General features: G+C 64.7%; 18 protein-coding genes. 8 read left to right on the top strand and 10 right to left on the bottom strand.

Features of this window, described 5'->3' with window-relative positions; translation table 11 throughout:
* Nucleotides 1-24: 24 nt before the first annotated feature.
* On the bottom strand, nucleotides 25-801 hold the full coding sequence (locus AC0Z35_RS02110; protein WP_104142208.1) for a bestrophin-like domain: 777 nt from the start codon (nucleotides 799-801) through the stop codon (nucleotides 25-27).
* 145 nt (nucleotides 802-946) lie between these two features.
* On the opposite strand from AC0Z35_RS02110, the gene AC0Z35_RS02105 reads away from it, so the two are divergent.
* A complete protein-coding gene (locus tag AC0Z35_RS02105; protein WP_120156835.1) occupies nucleotides 947-1,996 on the top strand; it encodes an NADP(H)-dependent aldo-keto reductase in 1,050 nt (349 codons plus the stop codon).
* Nucleotides 1,997-1,998: 2 nt separating this feature from the next.
* Nucleotides 1,999-2,325, top strand: coding sequence for a hypothetical protein (locus tag AC0Z35_RS02100; protein ID WP_485131491.1), 327 nt, complete (start codon nucleotides 1,999-2,001; stop codon nucleotides 2,323-2,325).
* Between the two features lie 73 nt (nucleotides 2,326-2,398).
* Here AC0Z35_RS02100 and AC0Z35_RS02095 read toward each other — a convergent pair whose 3' ends face one another.
* The 3 genes from AC0Z35_RS02095 to AC0Z35_RS02085 form a co-directional block, all read right to left on the bottom strand.
* Entirely contained in the window at nucleotides 2,399-2,758 is a 360-nt protein-coding gene (locus tag AC0Z35_RS02095) for a helix-turn-helix domain-containing protein (RefSeq protein WP_104142211.1), read from the bottom strand.
* Between the two features lie 12 nt (nucleotides 2,759-2,770).
* Nucleotides 2,771-3,025: a type II toxin-antitoxin system RelE family toxin gene (locus AC0Z35_RS02090; RefSeq protein ID WP_485131492.1), complete on the bottom strand. Its 255-nt coding sequence runs from the start codon at nucleotides 3,023-3,025 to the stop codon at nucleotides 2,771-2,773.
* A gap of 137 nt (nucleotides 3,026-3,162) precedes the next feature.
* Complete coding sequence (locus AC0Z35_RS02085) at nucleotides 3,163-3,978, bottom strand: metallophosphoesterase (RefSeq protein WP_485131493.1); 816 nt, start codon at nucleotides 3,976-3,978, stop codon at nucleotides 3,163-3,165.
* A 103-nt stretch (nucleotides 3,979-4,081) separates the two neighbouring features.
* Here AC0Z35_RS02085 and AC0Z35_RS02080 point away from each other — a divergent pair, with 103 nt between their 5' ends.
* The 5 genes from AC0Z35_RS02080 to AC0Z35_RS02060 all read left to right on the top strand — a co-directional run bounded on the left by AC0Z35_RS02080 (nucleotide 4,082) and on the right by AC0Z35_RS02060 (nucleotide 8,516).
* Nucleotides 4,082-4,507 carry a lysozyme inhibitor LprI family protein gene (locus AC0Z35_RS02080; RefSeq protein WP_046807107.1) on the top strand — a complete coding sequence of 142 codons (426 nt, stop codon included), beginning with the start codon at nucleotides 4,082-4,084 and terminating at the stop codon, nucleotides 4,505-4,507.
* A 155-nt stretch (nucleotides 4,508-4,662) separates the two neighbouring features.
* Nucleotides 4,663-5,220, top strand: coding sequence for a DNA-3-methyladenine glycosylase I (locus AC0Z35_RS02075; RefSeq protein ID WP_485131656.1), 558 nt, complete (start codon nucleotides 4,663-4,665; stop codon nucleotides 5,218-5,220).
* A gap of 115 nt (nucleotides 5,221-5,335) precedes the next feature.
* On the top strand, nucleotides 5,336-6,661 hold the full coding sequence (locus tag AC0Z35_RS02070) for an NAD(P)/FAD-dependent oxidoreductase (protein ID WP_485131494.1): 1,326 nt from the start codon (nucleotides 5,336-5,338) through the stop codon (nucleotides 6,659-6,661).
* The gene (locus AC0Z35_RS02065) at nucleotides 6,658-7,467 is read left to right on the top strand and encodes a DUF1365 domain-containing protein (protein ID WP_485131495.1); all 810 of its coding nucleotides are present in this window, start codon (nucleotides 6,658-6,660) and stop codon (nucleotides 7,465-7,467) included. The genes AC0Z35_RS02070 and AC0Z35_RS02065 overlap by 4 nt, the downstream gene beginning before the upstream one ends.
* A 71-nt stretch (nucleotides 7,468-7,538) precedes the next feature.
* Nucleotides 7,539-8,516, top strand: coding sequence for a GNAT family N-acetyltransferase (locus AC0Z35_RS02060; protein WP_485131496.1), 978 nt, complete (start codon nucleotides 7,539-7,541; stop codon nucleotides 8,514-8,516).
* Nucleotides 8,517-8,622: 106 nt separating this feature from the next.
* Here AC0Z35_RS02060 and AC0Z35_RS02055 read toward each other — a convergent pair whose 3' ends face one another.
* Genes AC0Z35_RS02055 through AC0Z35_RS02035 form a run of 5 tightly spaced genes read right to left on the bottom strand, consistent with a single transcriptional unit; the run spans nucleotide 8,623 to nucleotide 17,411 of the window.
* Complete coding sequence (locus AC0Z35_RS02055; RefSeq protein ID WP_046807965.1) at nucleotides 8,623-9,318, bottom strand: pentapeptide repeat-containing protein; 696 nt, start codon at nucleotides 9,316-9,318, stop codon at nucleotides 8,623-8,625.
* Between the two features lie 20 nt (nucleotides 9,319-9,338).
* Nucleotides 9,339-9,989 carry a response regulator gene (locus AC0Z35_RS02050; RefSeq protein WP_046807966.1) on the bottom strand — a complete coding sequence of 217 codons (651 nt, stop codon included), beginning with the start codon at nucleotides 9,987-9,989 and terminating at the stop codon, nucleotides 9,339-9,341.
* Between the two features lie 55 nt (nucleotides 9,990-10,044).
* Nucleotides 10,045-13,341, bottom strand: a complete 3,297-nt coding sequence (locus AC0Z35_RS02045; RefSeq protein ID WP_485131497.1) for a hybrid sensor histidine kinase/response regulator — start codon at nucleotides 13,339-13,341, stop codon at nucleotides 10,045-10,047.
* 15 nt (nucleotides 13,342-13,356) lie between these two features.
* The gene (locus AC0Z35_RS02040) at nucleotides 13,357-14,574 is read right to left on the bottom strand and encodes an EAL domain-containing response regulator (protein ID WP_104142221.1); all 1,218 of its coding nucleotides are present in this window, start codon (nucleotides 14,572-14,574) and stop codon (nucleotides 13,357-13,359) included.
* Between the two features lie 2 nt (nucleotides 14,575-14,576).
* On the bottom strand, nucleotides 14,577-17,411 hold the full coding sequence (locus AC0Z35_RS02035) for an ATP-binding protein (RefSeq protein ID WP_370638731.1): 2,835 nt from the start codon (nucleotides 17,409-17,411) through the stop codon (nucleotides 14,577-14,579).
* Between the two features lie 324 nt (nucleotides 17,412-17,735).
* Between AC0Z35_RS02035 and AC0Z35_RS02030 the strand changes: the two genes are divergently transcribed.
* Nucleotides 17,736-18,545 (top strand): hypothetical protein, encoded by an 810-nt coding sequence (locus tag AC0Z35_RS02030; RefSeq protein WP_046807908.1) that lies wholly within the window; start codon nucleotides 17,736-17,738, stop codon nucleotides 18,543-18,545.
* Between the two features lie 25 nt (nucleotides 18,546-18,570).
* Here AC0Z35_RS02030 and gvpU read toward each other — a convergent pair whose 3' ends face one another.
* Complete coding sequence (gene gvpU / locus AC0Z35_RS02025; protein ID WP_185975435.1) at nucleotides 18,571-19,011, bottom strand: gas vesicle accessory protein GvpU; 441 nt, start codon at nucleotides 19,009-19,011, stop codon at nucleotides 18,571-18,573.
* Nucleotides 19,012-19,037 lie beyond the last annotated feature (26 nt).

Genomic DNA, 19,037 nt, shown 5'->3' with positions numbered 1-19,037 from the left:
GGGGAACCCCGGTGAGCCTGTGCGCTACAACTCGCTTTCCAGCGTCTTCTGCATGCGTTCCATGCTTTCCTGGCTGACCTGGATCACGCCGGTGCCGGGTTGGTCGATGTCGACGATGAAGGTCAGCACCAGTGAGATCAGCGCGGCGAACAGGCCAGTGGATACCAGCCGCCTGCGGTTGTGCAGGCCGGTGCCGTAGGCAATGAAACCGACGGCGCCGATGCTGACGATGAACAGCAGGTAGAACACCGGTTCGGGCACGTGGTTTTCCAGGGCGACGCGGCGCTTTTCGTTCACCTGGGCCATCTCGTTGATGGCCTGGATGAACATGATGGTGGCGATGGCGGGCGGGTTGTCGGCGCTGGCGGCGGTGATGGCGCGGATCTCGCGTTCGATCCGGCGGGTGGTGACGTTGGCGGCGTCAAAGCGCTGCGCGTCGTTCTCGGCATCGTGCAGTTCCAGCGCGGCGCGTATGTATTCCAACAGCAGCGGTGGGACCTTTTCGCGCGCGGCCGGCGCGATCAACTGAGACCGCCAGTACGCGTTGCCGATGGCGTTGGCCTCTTCCAGCACCAGGTTCTTGCGCGCCTCGAAGCGCGTCACCGACATCGCGAACGTAAAGCCCAGCAGCAGGGCCAGCAAGCCCAGCAGGGCGGTTTGCAGTGCGCTGATGTGCGTCTTGTGCGCCTCGTCCGCCGGCTTGCGTTGCTTGCGGCCCAGCCGGAAGCAAAGTTCGATCACGCCCAGGAATACGATGACGCCGATGAAGAAGAGATAGGACTCGTTGAAATTCCGCAGCATGGCGCTCCCCGTCGGACAGTCGCCAGCGTATGCGGATTGCCTGGCCGCGGCAAGATCTGACATGCCCGGGTGCCTGTCAGCGAAACGCCAACATCTTGGGGTAAGGTGTCGACTTTCCCCTATCAAGACCCGCACGGAGCAGAACTTGAAAACCCGCAAACTCGGCCGTACCGACCTGGATGTCAGCCTGATTGGATTGGGCACCATGACCTGGGGCGAACAAAATTCCGAGGCCGACGCCCATCAACAACTGGACTACGCGCTGTCGCGCGGCGTGAACCTGGTGGACGTGGCCGAAATGTACCCGGTGCCGCCCAAGCCCGAAACGCAAGGCCTGACCGAAACCTATATCGGCACCTGGCTGGCGCGCACCAAGCGCCGGCAGGACATCGTGCTGGCCAGCAAGGTGGCGGGCCCGGTGCGTGACCCCAAGCGCCCCGGTCACATCCGCGACGGCAAGACCTTTCTGGACCGCAAGAACTTGACCGAAGCGCTGGACGCCAGCCTGAAGCGCTTGCAGACGGACTACCTGGATCTGTACCAGCTGCATTGGCCCGACCGCACGACGGCCACCTTCGGCCAGCTGAACTACCCGTGGGTTCAGGACGAGCACACCGTGCCGATCGAGGAAACCCTGTCCGTGCTTCAGGACTTCGTGCGCGCCGGCAAGGTGCGCCACGTGGGCGTGTCCAATGAAACGCCCTGGGGCCTGTCGCAGTTCCTGCGTCATGCGGACACGCAGAACCTGCCGCGTGTCGTGTCGATCCAGAACGCGTACAGCCTCTTGAACCGCGTGTTTGAAATCGGCCTGTCGGAATTCACGCACCACGAAGGCGTGGGCCTGCTGGCGTACTCGCCCTTGGCGATGGGCATGCTTTGCGGGAAGTACCTGAATGGCGCCCGGCCCGAAGGCGCGCGCCTGACGCGCTACACGCGTTTCACGCGCTACAGCAATCCGCAGGCCGAAGCGGCCACCGCCGAATACGTGGCGTTGGCGCGCGAGCACGGCGTGTCGCCCACGCACCTGGCCCTGGCCTGGGTGAACCAGCGCCCGTTCGTCACCAGCAACCTGATCGGCGCGACCTCGCTTGAACAGCTCAAGGAAAACATCGACAGCGCGGATGTGACGCTGTCGCCGGAACTGTTGAAGGCGATCGACGCCATCCACGTGCGCTACCCGAACCCGGCGCCTTGATTGTGACGGCCGCCGCCACCCCGCGTGACCGCGAGCAGGCGCTGGCCATGCACTTTGGCACCACCAAAGACGGGCTGGTCTATTTCACGCATCACCAGAAGGGCAAGCGCTACGTGGCGCGGCCGGGCACCCCTGGCGTGGCGCAGGCCGGCGCGGCCACTTCCACTGCACTGGACCAGACCTATCGCGTGACCGTGCAGGATTCGCAAGCCAGCGCCGACGCAATGCGGCTGCTGTCACCCGTTGCGATCGTGGCGGGCACGGGCTTCGTATTGGCGAACCCGGCCGTGGTGTTGTTCGCGTTGCCTGTGGCAGGGCTGGAGCCATAGGGGGCGACGGCTGATGGGGGACGAACTGCCCCCACGTTGCGCCGACTTACGGGTTCACAGGCTGCCAGCCGGCTCAGGCATCCACCTGATCCCATTGCAGGCCTAACGCAGCCGCGATGCGCTCGCGCGTGGCCTTGCGCGGGCGCGCGGCAGTGGCTTCCATTGCTGCGTAGCTGGGTTGACGGATGCTCAAGCGGGAAGCCATTTCATTTTGGGTGACTCCCAGGTATTCGCGCCATGCACGAATGATGCTCCAGTCATTTCGAGTCATCAGCAAGATGACCTCGTGTGGAGTCGTCCCGTCGCCGGGAATGCGCACATCTCGTCGGGCTGGCGCGGACTGCGCTTGCGTGAGTTCAAGGTATTCGGAATAGGGCAGGACGACAAAGGCCGGTTTGCCGTTAGCCTTCAGGATAGTGGGATGCAGCTTCATGGCCGACTCCATTTAGTACGTATTGTCGTCGCGCTTTTTAACTTCCTGAATGTCGATGATGCGAATGACGACATCTGCATCGAACAGGACCCGGTAGTTGCCGACCCGAAGACGGTAACCATACTGGTGGTTTGTCAGGGCCATAACGTTTGGGACGTTGGGAAGATCGGCCAGCGTAGTCACGGCATTGGCAATGCGTCTACGATCGGGACCCTCGACCTTCGCCAACTGCCTTACCGCCTTCTTGCACCAATTTATGCTGAACATTCGCGCTCCGCTGGCGTGTCGGGATTATAGCCATAAAGCTATATAGCTTTATGGCGCCGTGTTGTAGTCTGAGAGACGGCATTCTTGTCGCTAACGATGCCGCTACTTCCCTCGCGCGTACGGCCTTAGCGCCAGCCTCAAGCTCTAGTGGGCACTTCCCACAGGCGATCGGGCTGGAAGTCGGCTTGTTCGCCTTTCTTGGCGTAGCCCAGCGGGTTGGCCACGACGCGGCAGCCGTCTTTGATGTAGTCGTGCGCGCAGTGCAGGTGGCCGTGCATCCAGCAATCGGCCAGGGGCAGCAGCGCGTCCAGCGCGTTGCAGAACCCGGCGGTGCCGGGCGTGACGCCATAGCGCGGGTCGGCGCTGGCCAGCGTGGGGGCGAAGTGCGTGATGGCCAGGGTGGGGCCGTCGAACGGCGTGCGCAGCGCGTCGGTCAGCCACTGCTGGCAGGCCAGGCCCTGTTCACGCATTTGCTCGGCCATGAAGGGGGCGCCGTTGCGGCGCATTTGCGCCTTTTCCAGATAGAAGTCGGCGGCGCGAAATGCCTTGGCGCGCTTGGCCAGGGCCACGCCCAGCGTGTCGGTGTCGGCGGCCAGCGCGTCAAAGTCCGTCCATAACGTGGTGCCCACCAGGCGCACGCCGTCAATCACACAGGTTTCGCGTTCCAGCCACTGTATGTCCAGCGCGTGGCAGAGCTCGCGCAGCCGTTCATGGGCCTCGTCGAAATCCAGGTTGTCGTATTCATGGTTGCCGGGCACGAACACTACGGGCGTGGGCCAGCCGTTGCGCGGGGCGTAGTTGCCCAGGCCGAAATCGTTGCTGGCCAGCTTGGACCCCTGGCGGTACGAACCGATGTCGCCGGCCAGAACCAGCAGGTCGGCCCCGGGTATGGGACTTGCCACGAAAGTCGGGTCGGTTTCCAGGTGCAGGTCGGAGAGCAATTGAATTTTCATGAGCAATATCTTAGGCCACCTGGCCGGGGGCTGACATGCGCGCAAGGGCCCATCCATGCGACACTTTCCCATTGACTCGCCACAGACAAACAGGAGAACGCCCATGCGTATCGCGATCGCCACGGCCGCCGCGCTGCTGCTGGCCGCCAGCGCCCACGCGCAGCCGCAGCCGCAACCCATGCCGCTCAAATGCGGCAAAGGCTCCACGCAGACCGACATGAACTTGTGTGCCGACCAGGCCTATCGCCAGTCCGACAAAGATCTGAACGCGGCCTACCGCAGCGTCATCGACCGCCTGAAAGACGACAGCACCAAGACGACCCAATTGCAGGCCGCGCAAAAGGCATGGCTGTTTTTTCGCGATGCGGAATGCGCGTTCTCGTCGGGTGGCGCCACCGGCGGCAGCATCTACCCCATGGTCTTGAGCCAGTGCCTGGACAAGCTGACGCAGGCACGCACCAAAGAACTGCGCGCCTACCTCAAGTGCAAGGAAGGCGACACCAGTTGCCCGGTGCCCGGCGCACAATGACGGCTACCGCCGCCCAACGGAGTGCCGCCCAGCGGGATGCCGCCCAACGGGATGCCGCCCAACGGGATGCCGCCCAGCGTAGCGCCGCCGAGCAAGATGCCGCCGGCCTGATTGTGGACGCCCATGGCGCACCGCGCTGTTTCTGGCAGCCGTCCATGCCTGACTACCACGACCACGAATGGGGCCGCCCCGTGGGCAGCGACCGCCGGCTGTACGAAAAGATCTGCCTGGAAGGCTTTCAAGCGGGCATGGCCTGGATCACCATCTTGCGCAAGCGCGAGGCCTTTCGCGAGGCGTTCGACGATTTCGACTTCGAACGCGTGGCGCGCTACACCGACCAGGACGTAGACCGGCTGATGGCCAACCCGGGCATCGTGCGCAACCGCGCCAAGATCGTATCCACCATCAACAACGCCCGTCGCGCCGTGGACCTGGCGCTTGAAACCGGGTCCCTGGCGGCCTGGCTGTGGCGGCATGAGCCGGCAGCCACCGAGCGGCCGAAGACGGTGGACCTGGCGTACTGGAACGGCAACCCGACCTCGGCCGCATCGGTCTCGCTATCGAAGGCCCTGAAAAAGCGTGGCTGGACGTTCGTGGGGCCGACCACGATGTACGCCTTCATGCAAGCCGTGGGCATGGTCAACGACCACATGAGCGGCTGCGTATGCCACGCCGCCGTCCAGGCCGCGCGCGCACAATTCCAAAGGCCGTAGCCTGGGCCTGGCGTGGGCCTGGCCAGGGGGCCGGTTTTTTCCTTTGCGGACATCATCCCAATCGGTCGTCTTGATGGTTTAATCGGGCCTCAACGGATCCCAACAAGGCGGCGCCATGGTGACCCTTACGTCGACGGCCGCGGATGCCCAGCCGGCGCCGCGCACCATTGCTCCGCTTGCCCCGGGCAGCCGCATCGCCGTCATCGGCGGCGGCGTGGCGGGCCTGAGCGCGGCATGGTTGCTGTCCGAGAAATTCTCGGTGACCTTGTTCGAAGCGCAGGAACGCGTCGGCGGCCACACCAATACCGTCAACGCCCGGGTGGGCGACATCACCCATCCGGTGGACACCGGGTTCCTGGTGCACAACGACCTGACATACCCGCACCTGATCCGTTTGTTCAAGCATCTGTCGATTCCGGTGCATGCCAGCGACATGACGTTCAGTGTGTCGCTGTCGCAGCCCGACCTGGAATGGGCCGGCACCAATCTCAACACCGTCTTCGCACAGCGCCGCAACCTGCTGCGTCCGGCCTTTCTGGGCATGCTGCGAGACATTCTGCGTTTCAACCGCCACGCCGCCGCTTACCTGGCGCGCAGCGGGCCGCATGCGCTCTTGGGCGACCTGCTGGATGCCGAGGGCTACGGCCTGGCGATGCGCGACTGGTATCTGCTGCCCATGGCGGGCGCCATCTGGTCCACGCCGCCCAGCATGGTGCTGGCGCAGCCGGCCCGCACGTTCCTGTCGTTCTGCCTGAACCACCGCTTGTTGCAGGTGGCGGGGCGGCCGCAATGGAAAACGGTTGACGGTGGCGCGCAGCGGTACGTGCAAGCGATGCTGCCACGCATCAAGCAGGTGCGCGTGGCCAGCCCGGTGCACACCGTCAAGCGCGTGGGAGGCGGCGTGCAGGTGCGCACGGCGGGCCACGTTGACGACTTTGATGCCGTGGTGCTGGCGTGCCACGCGCCCACATCCTTGGCGATGCTGGATGCCACCGAGGCCGAGCGCGATGTGCTGTCGCGCGTGCGCTATCAGCCCAATCTGGCCGTGCTGCACACCGACACCGCGCTGCTGCCGCGCCGCCGGGCGGTGTGGTCGGCCTGGAATTATCTGGCCGGCCCGTCGCCGGATGCGCCCATGTCGGTCAGCTATCTGCTTAACCATTTGCAGCCGCTGCCGTTCAAGCAGCCCGTGATCGTCACGCTGAACCCGCAGCAGGAGCCGGCGCCCGACACGGTGCTGGGTCGCTACGATTACGAACATCCCATTCTGGACGCCGACGCAGTGCTGGCGCAGGCGCGCCTGCCGGAGATCCAGGGCCGTGCGCGCGTGTGGTTCTGCGGCGCCTGGACGGGCTACGGCTTTCACGAAGACGGGCTGGCGTCCGCCATCCGCGTGGCGGCGGACTTTGGCGTGACGCCGCCATGGGGCGCCGCGCCATGAACGCGGACGGCCTGATCGAACTGATGCGTGCGCGCGTGTTGCACGCACGCACGCGACCGGTGGCGCACCGTTTCACCTACCCGGTGTTCTGCCTGCGCCTGCGCATCGATCAGGCGCCGCGTGTTGACGGCCGCGCGTCGTGGTTGTTCGGCGTGAATCGTCGGCGCCCGGTGGCATTTCACTTTGCCGACCATGGCGCGCGCGATGGCGGTGATCCGATGGCATGGTTGCAATCGCGGCTGACCATTGCAGGCGCGGACATTGACGTAGGCGCGGTGTGGTTGCAGTGTTTTCCGCGCCTGTTCGGTCACGTCTTCAACCCCGTCAGCTTCTGGCACGTGCACGACACACGGGGGGATTTGCGGGTGCTGGTGGCCGAGGTCAACAACACCTTTGGCGAGCGCCACCAGTACGTGCTGCGCGCGCCCGACGGCGGCGTCATCCAGGACGGCCAGGTGCTGCAAAGCGACAAGGCGTTTCACGTGTCGCCGTTCTGCGAAGTAAGCGGCATCTACCGGTTTCGGGTTGAACGTCGCGATGGCGCGCACGCTGCCATCATTGACTACCACGACGACCCCGCCCAGCCGCAGCCGCTGCTGCACACCGCCATTCGGGGCCAGAGCGTGCCATTGACCACGGCGGCGTTGCTGCAAGCGGTGGCGGCAATGCCGTTCATGACGCTGGGCGTGGTGTGGCGGATCCATTGGCAGGCGTTGCGGCTGTTCCTGTTGAAGGTGCCGTTTCATCGCAAGCCGCCCGCGCCGGCCGGCGAGGTGACGGCGCCGCCGCCGCGCAAGCACCCCTGAAATTCCCCATTGATTTGGTTGCGATCCGCAATTATATTGGTTGCGAACCGCAACTTTTAAGTGGGCACGCCATGGATCTGATCGACTTTCCCCCTCAATCCCGCGAGCAGACCATCCGCGACCTGCGCGAGTTTTCCCGCAAGCTGGTGCGCGAACTCGGCTTCATGCGCACGTCGCTGGCGGGCAGCGAGCTGGCCCCGTCCGCCGTGCACGCCATCATCGAAATCGGCTTGCAGCCGGGTATTCAGGCGCGCGATCTTGCGGTCATCCTGCGGCTGGACAAGTCCAACACCAGCCGGCAACTGGCCAAGCTGGAATCCGCCGGGCTGGTGGCCCGCGAGGTCGATAGCGCCGATGCGCGTTCATCGAAGCTGACACTGACGGATGCCGGGCTGGCGCTGCGCGCGCGCATTGACCAATTCGCCACCGATCAGGTGTCGCACGCGCTGCGCCGGATGACGCCTGACGACCAGCAGTCCCTGATTCGTTTCATGTCGCTGTATGCGGATGCGTTGTCGCGCGAAAACCCGAACGTGGCGCCGGCCGCCTTTGCCATCGACGAGCAGATCGTCGACGGCTACGGCCCGGGTTGCATCGGCGACATCGCCAGCCTGCACGCGCGCTACTACGCGCAGGCCTCGGGCTTTGGCGTCTACTTTGAACGCAAGGTGGCGACGGAGCTGGCGGCGTTTGCCGAAACCTTGCCCGATCGCGGCAAGGGTATGTGGCGGTACGCGGAAGCCGAGCCGGGCGGGCGCACGCTGGCGTCCATCGTCATCGACGGCGACATGGCGGCGGGCCAGGCGCATCTGCGTTGGTTCATCGTGGACGATGCGCTGCGCGGCATGGGCGTGGGGCGGGCGCTGTTGGCGCGCGCGCTGGCGTTTGCCGACGCGCACTACCGCGAGACGTATTTGTGGACCTTCAAGGGGCTGGACGCCGCGCGCCACCTGTACGAAGCGGCGGGCTTTGTGCTGACGCACGAACAGGAAGGTCGGCAGTGGGGCAGCGTGGTGGTGGAACAGCGCTTTGCGCGCCGCCGGCCGTGATGCGGGTGTTGCGCGGGGGGCGGGTGTTGCGGGGGGGGCCGCCGGTTTAGCTTGCCCGCTGGATCACGGCGTAGATCGCCCCTTAGATCGCGCCTCAGATCGCGCCTCAGATCACGCTGATGCGCAATTCCGCCAGCAACGCCGCCGCCTGCGTCTTGGAAATGGTGGCGCCTGCCAGCCGCGCGGCGGCGGTCAGGTCGATTCCGTTCAGATCCACTTCGCGCAGGTCCGCGCCCTCGAAGCGCACGTTTTTCAGGTTGGCGTTGCGCAAGCTGCCGCCATGAAAGACGGTGTCGCGAAAATCACTGCCGGCCAGATCCGCGTCGGAAAAGTCCAGCTGCATGATGTTCGATTTGCGAAACGACACGCCCCGCAGCAGCGCGCCAACCAGCAGGCATTCTTCCAGGCTCCAGCCCAGGCACGCGATGCCGTCGAAGTCCGACCCGGTCAGTTTGCAACCCTGGAAGCGGGCGGCGGCCAGGCGTGCGCGTCGCCAGTTGGCGTTGTTCAGGTCGCAATGTTGAAAGACCGCATCGCTGGCGTCCGCCGACGCAAAGTTGGCCTGGCCGCCCCGGCAACGCAGCCACGTGGTGTCGGCCAGCGTGGCGCCCTGAAACGACGCACCGGCGATGGCGCAGCCCGTGAAGCGCGCCCCGCGCAAGTCCAGGCGGGAAAAATCAGCGTGTTGAAAATCGCAGTCTTCGAATGACAGCGGCTGGCCCGCCGCGTGATCGATCAGTGCCAGCAGGGTGTTGCGGTCCACGTCCTGGCCGGTCGTGGTGTGAAGCAGGTCTTGCGTCATGCGTGTTGTCTCGGGTTTGCCTACTGGAAGATTTCGCTTTCCACGCAGAACGCAACCAGTTCCTGGTCGGTCTGCACGTTCAGCTTGCGCATGGCGGATATTTTCTGGCCGCTGACGGTCTTGACGCTGCGCTTGAGCGTTTCGGCCACCTGCATCATGGATTCCCCACGGATGAAATGGCGCAGCACCTCGAACTCTTTGGGCGACAGGCTGTTGATGCGTTCGCCGATGAATTTGCTGCGCGAATCCACCGTGCCATCGCGCTGGAATCCAGGAGGATAGTACTTGCGCCCCGCTTGCAGCGTGCGTAGCGCGGTGACAATTTCAGCCAGGTTGTCGCGCTTGAGCACCACGGCGGCAACGCCCGCGTCGTACATGGCCGAGATGATCATGGGGTTGGACACCATGGTCAGCACCACCACCTGCGTCTTGGGAAACCGCCGCGTCAGGAACTTGACCAGGCGTATGCCGTCGCCATAGGTTTCGTCGCCCGGCATGGAATAGTCGGTGATGACAACATGGGGAAGGTCGTGGGTCAGGTGGTCGACCAGCGCCGTCGGGTTGTCGAGCAGCCCGGTGACTTCAACGCTAAGATCCTTTTCCAGCAGATCCCGCATGCCTGCGAGCACCAGCGGGTGATCGTCGGCCAGGACAATTCGGAGTCGTTCCATTCTGGGGCGCCGTGGGGTGAACGTGGGGGTAATCGGGCTCATTCTGTACCAAGACTCAGACTTGAGCCAGCAGGATCCTGAGCGCTTGTGTCAGCTTGACCGTTTCCTGGAACACGGCGTCGTCACCGCCGTCGCGCCTGAGCTTGACTTCGATGGCTTGAAAATCCGATGACAGTGTTGTCATTTTGACCATCACCAACGCGCCACGCATCCGGTGCATGGTCTGCAACGCGGCGGGCACGTCGCGGCGGGCAATGGCCTGGTCCAGATTATTCAGGTCGCTGTCCATGGTGTCCAGGAACAGGCGGCGGTACTTGGCGGGCACCAGCGGTTCGGGGGGCAAGGCGTCGGCGGGGGCAGGGGCTTCGGGGGCGTCGACGGGCGAGGGCGGGGGCGCGGGGGCGTCGGTGTCCGGTTGCACCGGCGTGATGCCGCCCAGATGGCGGCGCAGCGCGCTCAGTTCAATGGGTTTGACCAGCCACGAATTCATGCCCGCGGCCATGCAACGCGCTTCTTCATCGCGCATCGCGTTGGCGGTGACGCCGATGATGGGCTGCGCAAAGCCGCGCATGCGCAGTTCGCCCGTCAGCTCGTAGCCGTTCATTTTGGGCATGTTGACGTCGGTCAGCAGCACGTCGTAATACGCCATGTTCCACATCGACAGCGCTTCGGCGCCGTTGCCCGCCACCGTCACGGTGCAACCCAGCTGCTCCAGCTGATGGCGCAAGGTGGCTTGGTTGATAGGGTTGTCCTCGGCGACCAGCACGCGCAGGTTCAGGGGCTCCAGCGGCGCGTTGGCGGGGGATTCGGCCGGCACCGGCGGGTCGCCGCGCAACAAGCGCGAAATGCCGAAGCCGATGCTGTCCAGGTCGTGCCCGTCAACCTGCACCGGCATGCCCGTCGCGGATTCGCGCGGGTCGCCGGCCGACAGGAAATGGCCGATCCAGTTGGCGGGCGGCGCTTCCGAGTCGCCCAGGATGTCGAGCAGCACGTCGTCGGCCTCGCCGGGGCCCAAAGGCGTCGACGCGGGCTGGGCGGCCGCGCCCCAGCGGGTCAGCCATTGGCAGACGTTGTCGCTTAGTTCGCGATGCGGGCTGCGCACCACGACGCGGATGCCGTGCAGGTCGGGTTCGTCGATGGGTGGGCCGTCGGCCGGCTGTAGGGCCAGGTCCAGCGAGAAGCTGCTGCCCAGGCCCAGTTCGCTGGTCAGGCGGATATCGCTGTCCATCAGCTTGGCCAGGCGCGCACAGATTGACAGCCCGATGCCCGCGCCGCGCACGGTGTGGCTGGCGCTGTCGATCTGGTAGAAGGGGCTGAAAAGCTGGGCCTGGTCTTCCTTGTCGATGCCGATGCCGGTGTCCACCACTTGCAGCGTCAGCACTTGCGCGCCGTCGGCACGCTCGGCGCCGCGCAGGCGCACGATGACATGGCCCGATTCGGTGAATTTGATGGCGTTGCTGAGCAGGTTGCTGAGGATCTGCCGGATGCGCACCGGGTCGCCGGTGACCCAGGGCGCCACCGAATCGTCCACGCTGGCAAACAGCAGCAGCCCTTTCTGGCGGGCCAGTGCCGCAAATGACCGGGTGCAGCTTTCCACCAGTTCACGCGGGCGGAACAGGGTGGATTCCAGCGCCAACTGGCCGGATTCGATCTTGGTGATGTCCAGGATGTCGCTGATCAGCTGCAACAGGATCACCGACGAATTCTGGATGCGCTCAAGGTGCTGGCGCTGCTCGGCGTTCAGCTCGGTCATGCCCATCAGTTCCAACGTGCCCAGCACGCCATACAGCGGCGTGCGGATCTCGTGGCTCATGGTGGCAAGAAAGGTGGATTTGGCTTCGCTGGCCTTGTCGGCGTCGCGTTTGGCCTGCGCCAGCGCGCGTTCGATTTCCGCTCGCGCGCTGATGTCCGCAAAGGCGCACAGCACCACGTCCTGCTTTTTGTAGCGCGTGGGCGAATAGGCCACGTACAGCGGCCGGCCGTCGTCGGCGTGAAAGGTTTCGATATTGCCGGGCTGGGACGCGTTGAGCACCTGGTCCAGCAAGGGGCGGGCGGCGGGCGAATCGCGCAGGCCCTGGCCGGTGGCCGCGCCCAGCCATTCCAGCGCCAGGCTGTTGGCGAACAGCACGTCGCCATTGGCGCGCGCCAGCACGCATAGGGCGATGGGCGCCGTCTGGATCAGCGTGCGGTTGAATTCCTCGCTTTCGGCGATGTCGCGGTGGGCGCTTTGCGCCGGCTCGATCACGCGCCGCGTGTACCAGCGCTGATAACCGATGCCGCCCGCCAGGCTCAACAGCAACATCAGCGCGGCGCTGACGGGCAGCCACAGGTTGTCTTCGAAGAAATTGCGGTAGGTGACGCGGTAGCGCGCCGTCCAGATGCCGGTCGGGTCCGACACTTGCAGGATCAGCCCGCCCGCCGTGGCGCGCAGGCCGCTGTGCTCGACGTTGGGCACCGGGCCGTCGCCGATCATCAGGCCGATGTCCCGATGCGACAGCCAGAACCCGTCGTATTGGATAGACGGCAGCGCGCGATCGTAGATGTTGATGCGGCGGCGGCTGAACAGGGTGGCCACATACAGGTCGGGCTCCCCGCCCGCGCGGTTGGCCCAGGCCGAACCGGTCAGGCCCGCCGGCATGATGCCCACCATGCGATCAGGCAGCCCGGCCGGCGGAAACCAGCGAATTTCGGCGTGTGCCGTGCCCACGCCGGAGGCCGGCGCGTTCAAGGTTGCGGATGCCTGGTCGTCACCGCCCTTGGCAAGCTGCGTGCGGACGGCGTCGTTGACCAGCAGCAGGGTGTCTTCGACCAGCGGTTCGCCGTAGCCCGGCTTGACGTTGATGGCGGGCACGGCGACGCCCACGCTGTCGGTGCGGTTGACGAGAAACGCCGCGGCGGCCGGAAAGTACGAGTTGGCCCAGAACGTGCTGTAGAAGTCCGCGAAGTAGCCCGCCGCCGCGGGCACGGGGCTGTCGGCCACCGGGCATTCGGCGGGATAGGCGCAAAACAGCGAAAAGGGCATGGCGACCAGGGCGTGCTGGCCGCGATAGACGCGCATGCCCGGTCGGGTGGAATCCAGGGGCGTGGACAACTCGGTGTTGTCGACCGGCGGCCGGCCATCCAGCCGTTGGCTTTCTTTGCTGAACTGCTTCAGGAACAGCTCTTGTTCGTGGATGTAGCCCACCAGCACGGCGAAATCCATCAAGAGGCGGTCTTCTTCCTGCTTGATGATGCGCTGGGCGCCCCACAGCAGGGCGCCGATCAAGATAAGGGCAATGGGCAGGATGCCGAACAGCGCGATATTCAGCCGTCGTGAAGTGCGTGCAATCCTGCTAAACGGCGTTTCCTGCATACGCGGGTAAGAGTCCTAAAGCGGGTGAGTGGCATACGGCCTGGGCTCGTCCGCCAGCAGATCGGTGAAGTCATGGGCGTTGACGGCGGCGGATATCAGGAAGCCTTGGGCGAAATCACAGCCGATTTCGCGTAAAAACTCCAGGTCTTTCGTGCTTTCGACGCCTTCGGCGGTGACTTGCAGGCCTAATTGGCGGCCCAATTGCACCGAAGAGAGCAAGGCGGCGGCCCGCACATGGTCTTGTGCGGCGCCGTTGACAAAGGCGCGGTCGATCTTCAGTTCGGTGAACGGCGTGGAAATCAAGGTGTACATCGAGTTGTAGCCTTTGCCGAAGTCATCCTGCGCCAGACCGAAACCTTTCAGGCGCAACCGGCTGGCGCCCATATAGTAGTGGCCCGGGATCGAGGTGGTTTCGTCTTCCAGCAGTTCGAACGTCACGTCTTCGAACGGCACACCCCGATCCGCGACCAGATTGTAAAGCTGGTCGGGCAAGTCCGGTTCGTCCAGCAGCCGGGTAGGCAAATTGACGGAAACCGGCATTCGGAAGCCCTGGTCTCGCCATCCGATATAGGCCGTCAAGGCGTCGTCCAGCATCCGGATAAGCAGGGCGTGGTCCAGGCCGTGATGCCGCACCGCGCCCAGGAATGACGCGGGCAGCATGAAGCCGAATTCCTGGTGATGCCATCGGGCCAGCGCCTCGGCGCCGACGATGTTGCCGGTGGCCAGCGCTTTCTTGGGCTGGAACCACGCCTGGATCTGGCCGGCAGCCAAGGCCTTTTCCAGCGTGCGCCGGTCGAATAGCGGGGCGGGTGGCGCGCACAGCGTGGGCGACGCTACGCCGCCCTGTTGCGGGTTGCGCAGCCGCTTGGCCAAGGCCAGCGCGTGTTCACGCGTGACGGGCTTGGTATAGGCGGCAATCACCGACAGGCCCTTTTCCTTGGCCATCAGGCTGACGCTATTCATGATGCGGCGCGAGCAGGCGGTGGTGATGGCCAGCATCGGGTTGCATTGGAGGCGAGCCAGCTCATGGATGAACTGCACGCCATCCATGCCGGGCATGTTCAGGTCCATCAACACCAACTGGTAAGAATGCGTCCGAAATTTCTCCAGGGCCTCTTGCGCCGAATTCGCCATGTCCACATGGTCGAAGCCGGCCTCAAGGAACAGGCCACGCATTTGCGCGCATTGGAAAGCATGGTCGTCCAGGACCAAGACCTTGTACACGGATAACATCGTCAACTCCGGAGTTCTTTAACCGATTGCAGCGTTTGGCGCAGGACCGTCAGCGGCAGCGGCTTGACCAGCAGGCTGGTCATGCCGGCATTGATGCCGCGACGCTGCTCGTCGGGAAACGCGTTGGCCGTGACCCCAAGCACGGGCTTGTCAAAGCCGCGCTTGCGCAGAATGCGGGTTAGCTCGTAGCCGTCGACCAGCGGCATGTTCAAGTCAGTCAGGACGGCGTCAAACGTCATCAGGTCGGGCAGGTTCAGCGCTTCCTGGCCGTTGCCGGCCAGCACCACCGTGCAACCCATGTGCTCAAGTTGTTCGCGCAGGATCAATTGGCTGATGGGGTTGTCTTCCGTGACCAGTATCCGCAGGCCCAGGACTTCAAGCGGCGCCTTGGGATCGAAAGCGGTGCTGCGCGCCGCGCCGCCTTGCGCCAGACGCACCGCATGGTTGAAGCTGCCCAGGCTGTAGGCGCTGGCGAACCAGTTGCGGTGGCTGTCTTCCACGCGGGGGCGCAGGCCGGGCGGATGCAAAATGACCTGCGGCCCGATCCAGTTACCGATCTTTTGCGCGTGCGGCCACGCTTGCACCAGCACTGCTGGCTCGCCCGACGTGACGCCGCCGGCGGGGTAGGGCAGGCCGACCGCGCCCCAGCGGCGCAGCCAGTCGCACAGGTTATGAACGATTTCGGGTACGGCGCCCTGGACGTAGACCAGCGTGCCCGCGAGCTCGAGCGACGGCGCGTCCAGCGCCTCGGGTGCAAGCGGCAGCCGGATTTCAAAGGTAATGCTGGTGCCCAGGCCGGGTTCGCTGACGGCGTTAAGGCGGCCGTTCATCATGTCCGACAGGCTGCGGCAGATGGACAGGCCCAGCCCCGTGCCCGGCAACGTGACGCAGTTGTCGGCGTCCACCTGGTAGTAGGGTTCGAACAGCCGCGCCTGGTGTTCGGGGGCGATGCCCGCGCCGGTGTCGGCGATCTGAAAGCACAGGTCGACGCTGTCGCGGGTGCGGCTGTTGACCTTCAGGCGCAGGACGATTTGCCCGGAATCCGTGAACTTGATCGCATTATTGGCAAGATTGTCGAGAATCTGGCGGATGCGCGTGGCATCGCCGATGACGGCGGCGGGGGTGTCCGGGTCAGCTACGGCATAGCTGCGCACGCCCTTGGCATGCGCACGCGCCGCGAAGCTGGCCACGACGTTGTTCAAGAGTTCAACGGGAGAAAAAGGCGCGCGTTCCAGCACAGTGTGGCCAGCCTCGATGCGGGAAAGGTCCAGCGTGTCGTTGATGGTACGCAGCAGCGTGGCGGACGATTGCTGGATGGTTTCCAGGTACTGCGCCTGTTGGCCGCTGACGCGGGTCAATGAAAACAGTTCCAGCGTGCCAAGAATGCCGTAGAGCGGGGTGCGGATTTCGTGGCTCATCGTGGTCAGGAAGACCGTCTTGGCCTGGTTGGCGGCTTCGGCGTCGCGCTTGGCTTGCAGCAAGGAATGTTCAATGCGCTTTAACGCAGAAATGTCGCTGATGCCGCACAGCACCACCGCTTCGCCCCGGTACGTGGTGGGCGCAAAGCTGAGATAGGCGGTGCGGCCATCGTTCAGCCGATGTTCGCGGCCGGCTTCATCGCCCTGCGCGGACAGGATTTCGGTGCGCCAGCCCGGTGTGCCCTGGAACCAGCGGCGCGCCATGTCGTTGGACAACACCACCGCGCGATCCGAACGCCGCAGCAGGCATAGCCCCACCGGCGCCACTTCGATCAGCTTGCGGTTAAGCGACACGCTATCGGCCAGGGCTTCGTATTGGCGCAACGCGGGCAGCACCAGGCGCCGGCGGATATAGCGCACGCGCAGGATCACGGTGATGATCAGCAGCAGCGAGGCAATGGCCGCCGTCTGAAAGGCTATGGCGTTGTCGCGCAGCACGTGGCGCATGGGGGCGTAATAAACCAGGCGCCACCCGTCATCGCCCACGGATTTGCTCAGCACCAGGTATTCGGGCAGCCAGCCCTGGCCTTGCAGGCCGAAGGCATCTTCGCGGGTGGTATGCGGCAAGGCCTGGCTGGTGGCGCCCGCGCCGGCACTGCGCAGCACCGGCCGGCTCAGTTCGTCGAACAGCACGTAGTCGCCCGCGCCGATGCGCGGCGCGTTCACGGCCGAATCCACGCCATGGACTTCCAGGCCGATCCAGGCGGCCTCGGGGTGTACCGCATCAAGCGGCGTGAACAGGAACAGGCGCTTGACCGTGTCCTGCGGCGGATGCAGCCAGACGATGGGCGGCAGGCCGTTGGTGGGCGCACGGGTCTGCACGTCGGCCAGCGTCAGCGCCAGCCACTGCTGGATGGACGCGGGAATGGCCGGCGTGCCCGGCTGGTCGTGCGAGGCGATGGGCACCGTGCTGGCGTGGCGCACCGCGCTGTAGACGATGCGCGTGTTGGCCTGTGCCACGCGGCGCAGGTCGCGCGGGGTCAGGACCAGCGCCCAATCGTAGGCGTCCGGGCCTTCTTGAAGCGGCAGCACTTCGATTTGCCCCGTCTTGCCGAAATGCGACGGGGTCTTGCTGATGGGTTCTTGGTTGGTGTTGCGCACCGCCGACGCGGATATCGAGCGCAGCAGGGATTCGCGCTGGTCGAAAAAATGCTGGGCTTCGTAGGCGGCGGCGTTCATGTGGCGCCGGTAGTTGGACACCACGTTGCTGAACGCCCAGTACAGGTACAGGGTAGCGCCCGCCGCGATACAGACGAGCAGCGCCACTGCAAGAAAGTGCAGTAACAGCGAGGCGGCGCGCGGCGCGGCAAGGGGTTCTAGGGCGGGAGCGCCATGGTCTTCTACCAGCATTTGACGCATGGTAGAAACACCTGCTTACCCAGTGAATAAGAAGAATCTCAAAGTGGGGCGCGCAAAAAAAAGGGAAGAAAGGGGGAAGAAAAGGGCCGAAGCAAAAGGCCCTTTGGTATGCGCCGCGCAATCCCGGAATTTGAGAAATTTCTTGTTCTTTTACCCGGCAGCGTTGGGCACTATCTGTGGGATTCCGACTTCGCCAAGAAGCTGCCTACCGGCGCATTTTCACACCGGCGGCATGCCTCAGCACGGCGCTTAGACGTTAATCGAGAACAGCATGATATTGACCCGGCTCTGCCCCCCCGCGCACCCCATCGTTCGGGTCTTGCCATGAAAGACGACGCCCGTTCCTGGGCTCTGTCCGAAGAGTCCGTCGTGCTGCGCTTCCAGCCCGTGTTCACGGCACAGGGGCAAGTCCACGAATACGCAGTGATGGGCCGTTGCCGGCCGTCACCCTGGAGCAGCCTGAACCCCGTGGGCCTGGGCGCCAGCCTGATGGCCGGCGTGGCGTTCTTCAAGAAATTCAAAACCCCAATCGAATTGTCATTCGAACACGCGCTTGATGTGCGTGGCCATGGCGATCTGGCCGAGCGCCTGTGCTCCGAGTTGGGCATTGGCGTGCTGGAAAACGCCATCTGGGTCAACAAGTACGCGCGCTACGACGATGCCGCGCCCCTCTTGATGCCGGCAAAGCGCATCACCTTCACCCTGCCATTGACGGACCGCCTGTCGGACCACGCCGATGTGCTGTCGCGGTATCCGGAATTCCAGGCGCGGTTGCGCGCGCGATTGCTTCCCGCCGTCTTGCGCGGCAAGGACACCGGCCATGGCGCCTTGCGCGCCGACGGCCTGCATGTGCAGGTGCCGCTGGGCCTGTCCGAAAACCGCACCTTGCAGGGCCGCTTCTTCACCCTGATGGAGCGCGCCTGGTGCGCCAACCTGCAAGTGGTGGCGGGGGGCGTGGAAGACATCCGCGACTTTGCGTGGATGCGCCTGCACAGCGATCTTCTGTTTCGCGGGGCGGCCTTATCCGCCCCGCTCAGCGCCGAATGCCTGGGCATCTGGCTAGACGCCGACAGCAACGCGTGGCGCTCATTCAATGCATCCACCACGCGCTTCGCCGGCGTGGCGGAAAGCTAGTGTAGTTGTCAGCTGAGTTGCTAGCTCAGTTGCCGGTTTCGGATTGCAGGCGGCCCAGGATAAACCCATCCACCGAACTCGTCCGGCCGCGCCACAACGTGGGCTGCCCGGCAATGGGCGTGCCGTCGGCCGTGAAGAACAGCGCGTCGGTCAGGTGGATGTAGTTGGGCAGCGGGTCGGCCGGCTGCGGCACGCGGAACACATCCCCCAGTTCAGCCAGCGACCGATGCACCGCATCACGGGCGTCGGCATCCAGCATGTCGAGCGAACCCGTGAAGCTGGCGGCGAACCGGTCGAAATATTCCGCGCCCGACACGATGGACCCCGACACCAGCATGCCGCCCATTTGCAGCGTCACACCAATGCTTTCAAGCTGGCCGCCGTTGTTGACCAGGTTGACCAAAAATTGCAGGAAGGCGTCGGCGTGGGGGGCCGTGTTGGCGCTGGTGGTGGGCTCGTTGGACATAACGGGGTCTCGGAAAGGTCGTAGAA

The organism is Achromobacter sp. 1L-A-4-B-C2 (assembly GCF_057291955.1).
Note: the sequence above shows the minus strand (reverse complement) of the source record. Positions and strands in the feature narration are given on the sequence as shown.